Origin of the sequence: Sodalis sp. RH14 (assembly GCF_047324285.1) — a bacterium.
Lineage (GTDB): Bacteria > Pseudomonadota > Gammaproteobacteria > Enterobacterales > Enterobacteriaceae > Acerihabitans.
This window is the reverse complement of the sequence record NZ_CP178739.1, coordinates 2,713,695-2,726,497: the sequence shown is the minus strand read 5'-3', so window position 1 is coordinate 2,726,497 and position 12,803 is coordinate 2,713,695. Positions and strand designations below refer to the sequence as shown.

10 protein-coding genes are annotated in these 12,803 nt (G+C 54.0%); 7 read left to right on the top strand and 3 right to left on the bottom strand.

The features are described 5' to 3' along the window. Position 1: 1 nt before the first annotated feature. Entirely contained in the window at positions 2–1,660 is a 1,659-nt protein-coding gene (locus tag ACL2XQ_RS12435; RefSeq protein ID WP_413740427.1) for an ABC transporter substrate-binding protein, read from the bottom strand. 51 nt (positions 1,661–1,711) lie between these two features. Further along, positions 1,712–2,866: a mandelate racemase family protein gene (locus ACL2XQ_RS12430; RefSeq protein ID WP_410014812.1), complete on the bottom strand. Its 1,155-nt coding sequence runs from the start codon at positions 2,864–2,866 to the stop codon at positions 1,712–1,714. 512 nt (positions 2,867–3,378) lie between these two features. Between ACL2XQ_RS12430 and ACL2XQ_RS12425 the strand changes: the two genes are divergently transcribed. After that, entirely contained in the window at positions 3,379–4,452 is a 1,074-nt protein-coding gene (locus ACL2XQ_RS12425; RefSeq protein ID WP_410014811.1) for a glycosyltransferase family 4 protein, read from the top strand. A gap of 5 nt (positions 4,453–4,457) precedes the next feature. Next, positions 4,458–6,614: a glycogen debranching N-terminal domain-containing protein gene (locus tag ACL2XQ_RS12420; RefSeq protein ID WP_413740426.1), complete on the top strand. Its 2,157-nt coding sequence runs from the start codon at positions 4,458–4,460 to the stop codon at positions 6,612–6,614. 51 nt (positions 6,615–6,665) lie between these two features. Here ACL2XQ_RS12420 and ACL2XQ_RS12415 read toward each other — a convergent pair whose 3' ends face one another. Then, positions 6,666–8,210 carry a methyl-accepting chemotaxis protein gene (locus tag ACL2XQ_RS12415; RefSeq protein ID WP_413731061.1) on the bottom strand — a complete coding sequence of 515 codons (1,545 nt, stop codon included), beginning with the start codon at positions 8,208–8,210 and terminating at the stop codon, positions 6,666–6,668. Between the two features lie 832 nt (positions 8,211–9,042). On the opposite strand from ACL2XQ_RS12415, the gene ACL2XQ_RS12410 reads away from it, so the two are divergent. From ACL2XQ_RS12410 to hxsC, 5 genes are all read left to right on the top strand, one after another. Beyond that, the gene (locus tag ACL2XQ_RS12410) at positions 9,043–9,360 is read left to right on the top strand and encodes a hypothetical protein (protein WP_413722967.1); all 318 of its coding nucleotides are present in this window, start codon (positions 9,043–9,045) and stop codon (positions 9,358–9,360) included. A gap of 96 nt (positions 9,361–9,456) precedes the next feature. Beyond that, positions 9,457–9,792, top strand: coding sequence for a His-Xaa-Ser system protein HxsD (hxsD, locus tag ACL2XQ_RS12405; RefSeq protein WP_413740518.1), 336 nt, complete (start codon positions 9,457–9,459; stop codon positions 9,790–9,792). A gap of 5 nt (positions 9,793–9,797) precedes the next feature. After that, positions 9,798–10,022: a hypothetical protein gene (locus tag ACL2XQ_RS12400; RefSeq protein WP_413722969.1), complete on the top strand. Its 225-nt coding sequence runs from the start codon at positions 9,798–9,800 to the stop codon at positions 10,020–10,022. After that, positions 10,012–11,469, top strand: coding sequence for a His-Xaa-Ser system radical SAM maturase HxsB (gene hxsB / locus ACL2XQ_RS12395; RefSeq protein WP_413722970.1), 1,458 nt, complete (start codon positions 10,012–10,014; stop codon positions 11,467–11,469). Before ACL2XQ_RS12400 ends, hxsB begins: the two co-directional genes overlap by 11 nt. Then, positions 11,466–12,671 carry a His-Xaa-Ser system radical SAM maturase HxsC gene (hxsC, locus tag ACL2XQ_RS12390; protein WP_413722971.1) on the top strand — a complete coding sequence of 402 codons (1,206 nt, stop codon included), beginning with the start codon at positions 11,466–11,468 and terminating at the stop codon, positions 12,669–12,671. Before hxsB ends, hxsC begins: the two co-directional genes overlap by 4 nt. Positions 12,672–12,803 lie beyond the last annotated feature (132 nt).

Genomic DNA, 12,803 nt, shown 5'->3' with positions numbered 1-12,803 from the left:
GTCATAATCCCTTCCCTCCGGCTGGCTGCGCACCCGGCGACACAGGCTGCCGGCTCTCGTCTTTATAGACATCGCGCAAAAAGGTGGTGGCCGACGGATGCGGCAGATAGTTTTTGACGTCCCTGCGCACCACGATGGAATCGATCATTTGCGAAACCGGCACCAGCGCCGGGATCAGGGCGTCGTAGCGTTCCTGAATGGCAAAGTACTCCTGCTTTTGTTTTTCAGGATCACGTTCCAGCAGCGCCCGGTCGATGTCTGTATTGAGCTGTTTATCGTAAAAACCCGTGCGCCAGCCCTGGAAATTGGTGAGACGCGCCGCGTCGCTGTTATCCGGGTTATAGACCAGCGCGCGCAGGCTGGAATGCGGATGCGGTTCCACACCGCTGCCGCCGCGCCCGACCAGCATGGCGAACTTGCGTTCACGCATGGCGCCGTAGATCTGGTTGCCGGTGCCGGTGACTATTTTGGCGCGTATCCCCGCCTGCATCAGCGTGGACTGTACGGCAATCGCGATATTGAGAAACGGCTGATCGGCCAGCACCCGCAGCGTGGTATCAAAGCCGTCGGGATAACCGGCATCGGCCAGCAACGCTTTGGCGCGCGGGATATCCAGTTTGTAGCCCGGATCCGGCAGGGTTGCCGGCATGCCCACCTGGATCGGCCGCTGGTGCACAATGCCGTAACCGGTCATCAGCGCTTTACCGATGCCCTGATAATCGATGAGATAGCGCACCGCTTCGCGTACTTTCGCGTTGGCGAAATGCGGATCTTTCATGCTCATCGCCACGTAATAAATCGTGCCTTTCTTTACCTGCTCGACAACCAGCGCCGGGTCGTGGCTGAGCGCGTTGACATCGGCAACCGCCATGTTATTGGCGATATCCAGGTCGCCCTTTTCAATCATCAAACGCAGTGTTTGCGATTCCTGAAAATGGCGGAACACCACGCGGGATAGCCGTGGATTTCCGCGCCAGTACTGCGGGTTGCGGCTCATATTCAGCACGTCTTTGGCCTGCCACCCGTCGAGGCGAAACGGGCCGGAACCCGCTTCATTGGTGGTTAGCCAGCGGTTGCCCCAATCGCCGTTCACCTCGTGGGCCTGCACCGTTTTGCGATCCAACGCCACCACGCTGCCGAGCGCGGCCAGCGAATAGATCACCAGTTTCGGGTCATTCGGTTTCGGCAGTTGGATTTCAACGGTATCAGGCGACGGCGCGCGTACCATTTCATCGACGTTATCTTTGCTGAATCCATAAGATTTCCATACCGATGCCTGCGCCAGGTTCAAATGCAAAATGCGGCGCATCGACCACACCACATCGTCTGCGGTGACCGGATTGCCGGAGTGGAATGTCACGCCTGCGCGCAGATGGAACGTCAGAAGATTGCCGGCATCGTTGACCTGCCACGAGGTCGCCAGCGCAGGACGCACATGCGTCAGCTGTTGCGGATCGAGCTCAATGAGCGGGTCATAAAGGTTGACCACGATACCGACGATATCATTACCGGTCATCGCTGCCGGATCGAGCGTCAGCAGGTTGTTCATATTCATGCCGACGATCAGCTGGTCGGGCGGCGTTTTCGCCTGCACCGTCCAGCAGCTCATCATCAGCAGGAGCGCGAATAACCACGCCCCGGGGGGTGTGCCAGTGTTCATGATGTACCTTCCGGGTAGAGTCAGAGGTTTAGTATTTTTTCTGCCCGCAGGTCAGTCGCGGCTGACGGTATGCGTTTCTATGTAGTCAAAATTAATGTCCTCTCCGAGGCCGGGGCGATTGGAAAGATGGACAAAACCCTGCTTATCCATCGGGTCGACAATACTGTTCAGGTAGGCGGCGGGTTCGTCGTATTCGAGGAACGGATGCAACAGGCCGCGTTCGTACCACCGGCAATTGCGGATCGCGCCGACCACGGCCAGGCTGGCCGCGCCGTTGCCGTGCACTTCGCAGTCCATGCCGAACGCTTCAGCCAGACCGGCGACTTTCATGCACGGCGAGATCCCGCCGACGCCGTTGGCTCCGGCGCGTAGGATGTCGCAGGCGCCCGCCTTCACCCAGTCGGCGCGGCTGTGGTGTTTGCCGCCCAGGCTTTCCGGGCCGATCACATCGATAGCGAGGTTTTCCGCCAGCCAGGCATAGGAGGCCATGCTTTCTTCTTCCATCGGCTCTTCGAACCAGGCAAAGTTGAGTTTTTCCAGCGCCTTGCCGATGGTCAACGCCTGGCTGCGGCTGTACCAGTGATAGCCGTCGAGCATCAGTTCGATGTCCGGCCCGACGGCTTCGCGCACGGCGGCGCAGGCTTTGATGTCCATTTTCGGGTCCGGCGCGAACGCCACCGGCGGCATCCAGGTATGCAGCTTGATGGCCTGATAACCGCGCGCCACCAGCTTCTCGGCAAACCGAGCGAACTCATCCGGCGTGGAAAGGCCGCCCTTCAGCTCATCACCGCACATGGTGCTGCCGTATGCCGGCACTTTTTCCCGGAATCCGCCCAGCAGTTTGTGCACCGGCATGTTCAGTTTACGGCCGATTAAATCCCAGAGCGCCTGCTCAACAAACGACAGCGCGCGCTCGGTCAGCTGGTGCGCGCTGCCGCGCTGCCAGTGCGCCAGATCCTGCCACAGCCGTTCGCGGTCAAACGGATTCTGACCCACCAATACTTTTCTAAAGAAAGCGTTGACCACGTGTGGCCGCACCACTTCCGGCGGCGCGAATGAATATCCGCAGTCACCCTCGTCAGTGGTCAGCGTCAACAACGCCATTTTTGCCTGACTTTCTTCACCCGGATGCGAATGGCCCGCGCTATCAGAAACGCGACGTGTCGGATACGTAAAAACAGAGACCTCAACTGACGTTATTTTCACAGCGATACCTACCATTTCTGGGAGAGTTAACGCCCGCCTGGGCGCGCCGGAGTTACGGCCACATCGAGTAATGTGAGCGCACTCACAATTTTATGAAACTTACAATCACAAATAATAAAATGGTATTTCATTATCGAAGTTAGTCAGTTTGTTTTCATATTTCCTCTGCCAGACGCCGAAAATTTCACCGTAAGTTTGGGCATCCGCATAGGGATATGTGAACAGCTTCACGAAAGAGAGGGGAAATGAGCGCGGCGCAGAAAACAGGCGTAAAGAAAGTGGGGAAATTATTGGCCGGCCTGATGTTGCCAAGGGCTTTCGCTACCGGGCTAGGATGCGCGCAGTTCGCCCACGATCCCGTCCCAACCCTTTGGCCGCGTTAGGGTTTTATCCGCGGCCGGCAAAATCCTGTTGCGGACTTGAAAATTTTGCGCACGCACCCTATTTTCTTTTTTGCTATCGCTGCGTTTGACGCGCCTTTCATCACTTATTGTTGGTATGGAGATAAGCTAATGAAAATTGCTCAAATTGCGCCGCTGTACGAAGCGGTTCCCCCCAAACTCTATGGCGGCACCGAACGGATCGTCGCCAATCTTACCGACGCATTGATTAAAAAAGGACATGATGTCACGCTGTTCGCTTCCGGCGACAGCCAAACCCTGGCGCCATTGCATGCCGGCCGCGATCGGGCGCTGCGTCTTGATCCCGCTCCGCTGAAATCGGATCTGGCCGCCCATTATGTGATGTTCGATGAGCTGCGCGAGCGCGCCGGCGAGTTCGATGTGCTGCATTTCCATACCGATCTGCTGCATTTCCCGTTCTTCGAGTCCGTGGCCGCCAAGACCCTGACCACGTTGCACGGCCGGTTGGATATGACCGATCTGCCCACGGCTTTCCATCGCTGGCGGCAATATCCCCTGGTATCCATTTCCGATTCGCAGCGCCAGCCGCTGCCGTTCGCCAACTGGGCCGGCACGGTATGGCATGGGCTGGATCCCGAACGCTATAGGTTCACCGCCGCTCCCCGGGGGGACTACCTGGCTTTCCTCGGCCGCATCTCGCCGGAAAAACGCCCGGATCGGGCTATCGCCATCGCCCGTCAGGCCGGGATTCCGCTCAAAATTGCCGCCAAGGTGGATGATGCCGATAAAAACTATTTCCGCCAGGTGATTGAACCGCTGCTGCAGGGCGGCGGCGTGGAGTTTATCGGTGAAATCAACGACCGGCAGAAAGCGGATTTCCTCGGCCAGGCGCGGGCGTTGCTGTTCCCCATCGACTGGCCGGAGCCGTTCGGGCTGGTCATGATTGAAGCGATGGCCTGCGGCACGCCGGTCGTGGCCTGGCGCTGCGGTTCGGTGCCGGAAGTGATCGAACCGGGTGTCACCGGCTTTATCGTAGAAGACGAAACGCAGGCGGTGGCCGCCTGCCGCGCCGTGGACACGCTGGACCGCTGCCGGGTACGGACAGAGTTCGAGCAACGCTTTTCGGCCGACGTCATGGCCGATCGCTATGTACAACTGTACCGCCGTTTGCGGCAACCGGCCGCCAACAGCGATGCCCTGCTGCATGTGGAAAAGGCGGGGTAAGCGCCATGGAAAATCAGCCCCGCTTATCATGCGACGTGCAGGAGCAATCCCCGCACACGGAAGCGAAACGTCCCTCGCTGTATGTCCTTAAGGAAGGCGACAGCTTTCTGGTGACCGATGATTTCGGCGATATCACCGGCCGGAGCGACGGACTCTTTACCGATGATACCCGCCTCTTGTCCGGACTAGGGCTGACTATTGGCGACAATGTGCAGCCGGCGTTTCTCTCCTCGACCGTCAGCCGCGACAACGTATTCTTTACCGCGCATCTGACCAACCCGCCGCTGACGGTAGACGGCCAAACCTTGCCCGCCAACGCGCTGCATATCGAACGCACCTGCTTTTTGTGGCAAAACCGCTTGTATCTGCGCATCGCCATCCGCAATTACAGCGAATACGCGCTGAGGTTGCCGGTCGGCCTGCGTTTCGCTACCGATTTTCGCGACATCTTTGAGATTCGCGGAGCCCGGCGGCCGTTGCGCGGCAGCACGCTGGCGCAACAGCCCATTGAACAGGGCGTCGCCCTGGCCTATCAGGGACTGGACGCGGTTCGCCGGCAAACCGCGCTGACGTTTTCACCGCAGCCGGAGGCTTTGGGCGACGGCCTGGCGCGCTTTCAGGCACCCTTGCCGCCCCATGGCCACTGGCAATTGCTGATGGAAGCCGGCCGGCAAGCCAATATCCCGACCGCCGGCCGTTTCCGGCGCGGCGCGGTGGAGGCGAGACGCAAGATGCGCCAGCGCCGGCGCCGGGGGGCGCAACTGACGTGCTCCCAGCCGCTGTTCCAGGCCTGGCTCGACAAAGCGCGCGCCGATTTGGCATTGCTGACCAGCGATTTGCCCACCGGCCCGTATCCTTATGCCGGTATTCCCTGGTTTTCCACGCCGTTCGGACGCGATGCCATCATCACCGCCCTGCAAACGCTTTGGATCGATCCGGCCCTGGCCAAAGGCGTGCTGGCCTATCTGGCCGGCCATCAGGCGGCGGAAGCGTCCACCTTCCGGGATGCCCAACCGGGCAAGATCATGCACGAGACCCGCAAGGGCGAGATGACCGCCACCAATGAGCTGCCGTTCGGGTTTTATTATGGCGGAGTGGATACCACGCCGCTGTTTATCATGCTGGCCGGCGCCTGGTATAAGCGCACCGGGGACGAGGCGTTTATCAGCCGGATCTGGCCGCAGCTGACCGCCGCCATCGCCTGGATAGAATCCAGGCTGGATGCCAGCCCGCTCGGGCTGCTCGACTACCAGCGCGGGGAGCGCAGCGGGCTGGCGAACCAGGGCTGGAAAGACAGCCATGATTCGGTGTCCCATGCCGACGGACGGCTGGCCGAAGGCCCTATCGCGCTGGTGGAGGTGCAGGGCTATGCCTGGCGCGCGCTGCTGGACATGGCGAGCATGGCGGCCAGACGGGGCGAGGCGGAACCCGCCGGGCGCTGGCGCGAACGGGCGGAACGGTTGCGCCAGACCGTGGAGCAGCGGTTCTGGCTGCAGGAGCGCCGTTTTTATGCTTTGGCGTTGGACGGCGCCGGCCGGCCCTGCCAGGTGGAGGCGTCCAATGCCGGCCATCTGCTGTACGTCGGCCTGCCGGACCAGCAACGCGCATCCCAGGTGATCCGCCGGCTGCTGTCGCCCGCCTTCAACACCGGCTGGGGCATTCGCACGCTGTCCGGCGAAGCGGCCCGCTTCAATCCGATGTCATATCACAACGGCTCGGTATGGCCCCATGATGTCGGTTTGTGCGCGGCCGGCCTGGCGCGCTACGGCGAACGCCAGGGCACGGCGGCGCTATTAAGCAATCTGTTCGAAGCGGCCCTGGCGTTTTCCCTGCGTCTGCCCGAGCTGTTTTGCGGCTTTTCCCGCGCGGCAAGCGAGCAGCCCATCGTCTATCCGGTGGCGTGCCAGCCGCAGTCATGGGCTTCAGGTGCGGTATTCATGCTGCTGCAAGCCACGTTGGGACTGGAAATCGACGCCGACCGCCGCCGGATCCGCGTCAACCGTCCCGCATTGCCGGACGGCGTGGACCGCCTGACGGTGGATGACTTGCCCCTTGAGGAAGGCAGGGTATCGCTGGAATTCCGCCGGGTAGCGGGCCGCACCGTCGCTTTCCTGCAACAGCAAGACGGCATCGACGGAGTCACGCTACAATTCAATCAATAACCATGATGCCCGGCTCGCATCGAGACCGGGCATTGTCGTCTGTTACGGAAATTACCTGCCAGTATTAAAAAAGGCAACGGTTTCGGTCAGCCTACGGGTTTGCTCTTCCAGGCCACTTGCCGCCACCACCGCCTGCTGCACAAGCACGGAGTTCTGGTGCGTCACCGCATCGATTTGCACTACGGCTTCGTTAACATGGCTAATGGCTTTGCTTTGTTCATCCGTGGCGTAGGAAATTTGCGACATAATATCCGAAACCCGCTGCACGGCCTCTATCATGTCGTCGATATTGCTCCCGGCCTTTTTGATCTGTGAGGAGCCGCTGTTGACGCGAGCCATGGACTCTTCCACCAGCCCTTTTATCTCCTGCGCCGCCTGAGAGCAGCGTAACGCCAGGCTGCGCACCTCGCCGGCGACCACGGCGAAACCCCTGCCTTGCTCACCGGCCCTGGCCGCTTCCACCGCCGCATTCAGGGCAAGGATATTGGTCTGAAAAGCGATACCGTTTACCACTTCAATAATACTGGCTATTTTGATGGCGCTTTCAGAAATACCGGTCATGGTGTCATTCACGCTCTGCATCATCACGCCGCCGCGAGAAGCAATATCCACCGCGCCGCGCGCCAGTTCGCGCGCTTGCCCCGAATTCTCCGCATTTTGTTTTACGGCGGCGGTAATCTCTTCCATGCTGGAGGAGGTTCTTTCCAGCGATATAGCCTGCTGCTCGGAATGAGCGACTATCTCCTGATTTCCGGCGACGATATCATGGGTGCTGGCGTTGATGATATCAGCGCCATCGCGGATCTCTTCAATGACCGTGGTGAGTTGTTTGCGCATAACACCCATTTCATATATCAGGCTTGAGCTGTCACTGGTTTTTTTATCCACCGCGTGGGAAAGATCGCCTGAAGCAATCCGGGCGGCGACTTCAACGGCATAGCGCGGCTCGCCGCCCAGGGTTCGCAATATACCCCGGTTGATCACATAGACGAGCAGCGAGAGCAAAATGCTGATGGTAACGAATTCAACGATATTCTGATAAAGAGAAACCAGAAATGCCTCGTTAATATCATCAACATACAGGCCGGTCGTGATGATCCAGCCCCAGGGCGACCACGGAATGCTGTAGGCGATTTTCGGCTGAGGTTTCGTCTCGCCCGGACGGGGGAAAACATAGGCGGTATAACCGGCATTATTGTCCCTGGTGACGGCCACCATGTCTCTGAAAATATAGGCCCCGTTGGCATCAGCGATGTCAGACCCTTTGCCAATCAGCATTGCATTGATGGGGTGCATGATGACCTGCGCCTGGGTATTCAAAATCGTGAAATACCCCGTTTTACCATAACGCAGATTCTTGATGGTCTGGAGTGCGCGCTGTTGCGCTTCCGCTTGTGAAATCAATCCTTTGTCAGCAAGATCAGCCTGCATTTTCACTACGCTCTGGGCCAGTTGCGAGACATCCTGTATCGCATTTTTCCGCAGTGTCAGTTGGTCTTGTTTAATCGTCACCGAGCCAAAAAATAACGTTCCGGCCAGGCACACCAGCGCGACAACGAGCGGGAGCCATAGTTTATGGGCAAGTGATAATTTCATGGCATGATTCCCTGTGGTTTTATATGGCTGGCATCGCATCGTGCCCCGGAAGTCGGACTGCGCCTTCATATGTTTATCGGAAATAAAAAAAAACAAATTAATCGTTAAAAGTGATATAGAGGCTCAATATGTTAGTTTTTTGCTATAAGCGAATTAATTGTCTAATAATTAATGATATATTTTCGACCAGGTAATTAACGCGTTGATTTATTTAGATGTAAACACGCGCGTGATCACACTATTAATGGGCAAAGCGTGGGAAGAACGCAGGCTTGTTTGATTGACGCAGACATATTCACGGGTGCATCTTATTGACAGCCTGAGTTTGAAAAATTGCGATAAGATGTAAGCCATCGGCTCTCAGAGTGTAAAAATCTTTTGTCGGCGGGCAAGTTACCCAGGGCATCCGTAGTGGAATCGTGCATCTGCCACTGTTTTAGGGTGGGTTATTGCAAAAAAACCTAAACCTTGCAATGGAAAATCATCAAAACATGTGATGTAAATCACGTATTTTAATAGTTTGCTTTTCTGCACTAAAATTGGGATCAATTATTGCCAAGCGGTATTTTTGCCACACGTTGAATTAGGTTTTCGGCTGATGATAATGATAATGATTTAATTAAATGCAGTGTTAGAAAAATCAGTTTATAGCGCTTCCAGTATGTTTCACGTGTTAACCAACAGAACCAGGAATCACGTCCTCTTTGAGAGTGAATAAATATTGTCCTATATCAATTTTTTGCAATAAAAAGCGCAAGAAAAGTGAAATACATTGGAATATTATTTAATTGATTAATAATTTCCTTATGTTTTAAATTGGTAAGGATCAACAATGAAAGGATTACCAACAGTACCAAAGATCGCGTTAGACGAGGTTGAAGCAAGTAAAAAAATTAAACCGATTATCGCTGGGATAGTTGTTGGGGTTTTAGCGGGAAGCAGCTTGAACGCCATAGCGTCAACGGATGCCATTCCGGTGAACAATGGGGTTCAGGAAAGCATCAGTACCCGAACGAATCCGCAGGGTGGCATAGCCGTTATTTTGGATAGACCCGCGCTGGATGGGCAAGTTTTTGCAGCCCACTATAGCCATTCCAGCCACGCGAGCCATGCAAGCCATTACTCCTGCACGCCAGGCAAGACCTGTTAATCAGTCATAGCCAGCAGAAATGCTGGCTATTTATAGGAGTAACTAAACCATGGCGCCCACCGGTAAAGGTACGAATGCACTCGGTGATTTTTTTATATCATCGCAGATAAGGGGATTTATTCCATTAATGCGATAATGAAAACATGTTATTCTTTGACAGACCGGTTTTATATTCATGTCACTAAAACTGCGGACAATCATCTTTTGATTTACTTTTATAATAAAAATACCGCAGCACCTACCAGCGATATTGAACGGGTAGTATATGAATTTCTGGATCTTCTGCATGAAAACCAGATGCGCCAGATCGTCCTAGCTGAAACAAAAGAAATTCATGCCGAAATCGTTAGGAAAGCCTTTTCGCCGGTGGTCACGCTGGTGCACAATGCGGCTCCCGGCGATAGCCTTCATATACTGACTTCCTCGGTCTAACGCTTATGCAAATGATACTGGATTCTGATTTTTATACGCAGCATGCCATTGATGAAATGGCATCACTATTTGCGGATTATTTATCAATAACAGCTCAAGCCGGGGATGGTATGCTGCTGAATTTCACCGTCACAAACGCACATGTCCAAGAGAGTGCCGAAATCATCAATACTTTTCTCAATAATGCGCTGATGCTCAGCATACAAGAACGATTCAATCATGAGCATTAAATTCGCAAGCGCTGAGAGTTTTTACCAGCCCCATTATCAGCTGTTGCCTTTCAGATTCAGCAAATTGGATGCTAAGCGATATTTTATTTCGACCGATTACGGTGAATGGATCTGTTTAAACGATGAACAGCTTAGCGTATTGGTCAATAAAAAAGAAATAACCGATAAAAAGCTCTACTATGAATTGCGATCGAAGCACATCATCATCAATGACGAGGCGTTAGATCCGATCCCTCTACTGGCGTCTAAATTTAAGACCAAAAAGGCCTTTCTCGAAGACTTTGCGCAATTGCATATCTTCGTGCTGACTGTGAGGTGCAACAACTCTTGCATATACTGCCAGGCATCGAGAAAATCCTGCCAGTCCGCCTCTTCTCGCTTTGATATGAGCGAAGCCGTACTTGACGCCAGTATCGATATGGCCTTGTCCATGCCCTCCGCCAAACTCACGCTGGAGTTTCAGGGGGGAGAATCGACGTTGACAATGCCGCTGGTCCGGCGGGCCGTGAAGCGTGTGCAACAAAATAATGCGGTGAAAGAAATCCAATTTGTTCTGTGCACCAACCTATGCGATGTAAATGACGAAGATATCAACTTTTTGATCGAGCATAATATTTCAATTAGCACCTCGTTAGATGGCCCCCAGTCCTTGCACAATGCTAATCGGAAATTTAGCCAGGCCGGCGCCTGGGAAGCGCTAATCGCTACCTTGGATCGCATTAAACAAAAAAATGCCTTCGCCAAGGTCAGCGCGCTGATGACAACAACCCGCCAAAGTCTTGGTCTGCACCAAGAAATAATTGATGAATATATCCGGCAAGGGTTTAGCAGCATCTTTATCCGTGAGTTGAATCCTTACGGCTTTGCTCAAAAATATTTCAACAAAATTGGCTATACAACAGACGCTTTTTTGGAATTCTATGAAAAATGCCTGGATTATATCATCCAGTTAAACAAAGACGGACAACCGTTTCGCGAATCCTATGCCAGTCTTATTGTGAAGAAACTTGTCACACCATGGGCGACAGGTTTTGTCGATTTACAATCCCCCTGTGGCGCCGGTTTCGGTGTCACTTTATATAACTACGATGGCAATATTTATCCCAGCGATGAAAGCCGTATGATGGCCGAGACCGGAGACCGGCATTTCAAGATGGGGCATGTGCTTGAGAATACCCGGTCAGAATTGTTTTTGGGGCCGGTAATGCAAGAATTGGCGTTATCGGGGATTAACGACAGCTTGCCAGTCTGCTCGGACTGTGCCTATGCGCCCTATTGCGGGGCTGATCCGGTTCGGCGCTACCAAGTCACGGCGTCCCCTTATGGGCGGCCGGGCAAGGACGATTTTTGTTATAAAAACCAAAGCATCATCAAAATGATTATCAAAAAATTGACATCAAATGACCTTCAAACCCGGCATATATTGCTGCAATGGGGTTTGCAATGAAGCCAGCCATCCCGTTAGATACCTGCTTTCTATTTACGCAGGCAGAATTGACCTACGGCTTGGTTCGGGAGCTATTCGGCAAAGTGGTCACGGGGTCTGATCCTATGACCGACCGCGATATCCTTTATTTAGCCACCGACGCCCTGCTCCCGTCGTTCCAAGACACGTGCCCGACTGCAGTGATTTGTGCGGCCGACGACTATCGCGCACCGGCGCTGTGGGAACATGGCCGGTTTCCCGTACTCCTGGTTAAACCTGGCATTGTCTTCTCTCCTGGAGACATTATCAGCATTAGCGTTAAAGGCAGAATACACCGCTATTATCGCACCGCTTCCCACAACAATGCCTTCCTGGTTACAGAACTCTGTAATAACTTATGCGTAATGTGTCCTCAGCCGCCTAAACCGGCAAGGATTACGGATCCCTATCAATTGGAAAACGACGTTACGGCCACGATAGATCTGCTGGATGACGACCATTTACCCGAGACATTATGTATTACGGGCGGCGAGCCAACGATGTTAAATGAGGGCTTAATCCGCATCATTGATAAGATCGCGCAGCGCTCCCCACACACCCTAATCCATCTTCTTAGTAATGGGCGCTATTTTTATTATGAGAATTATGTCTCCCGGCTTGCGGCCGCGGCTCGCGGCAACCTCATGGTCGGCATCCCGCTTTTTGCACATGTTTCAGATATCCATGATTATATTGTGCAAAGCCGAGGCGCATTCGATCAAACGCTGGCTGGGTTGCTTAACTGCTATAAGCAAGGTATTCCCATTGAACTGCGTATTGTGTTACATCAAAAGACCATTGAATATCTCCCAGATTTAGTAGAATTTATTTCGAATAACTTATTCTTTGTTAAACACGTGGCGTTGATGGGTATGGAAAATATGGGCTATGCCAAACTTAATTGGTCTGCCCTTTCTATCGACCCGTGGGATTACAAGGATATCCTGTCGGCAGCGGTCGATATTCTCCAACGCTGTGGCATTGAGACCCGCATCTTCAATTTGCCGCTTTGTGTGGTCAATAGCGATGTGCATGATATTTGCGCCAAAAGCATCAGCGATTTCAAAAATATCTATCCGCTGGTATGTGCTCAATGTATTAAACAGAACAAATGCGGTGGTTTTTTCGCTTCTGCTACCGACAAGTTCTTTCTCACTCAACATATCACGCCATTCTTGGCGTAAGGGCATTGCCTTGTGTGCCGTTCAGAGCAGCACAGGGAAAACGGGTATGGGATACGCGCCCTGGGCTATGGTTTTTGGGAGCAGGTATGATACCCGTTTGCCCTTTAAGCCATTGGAATAATGGCAAGACGA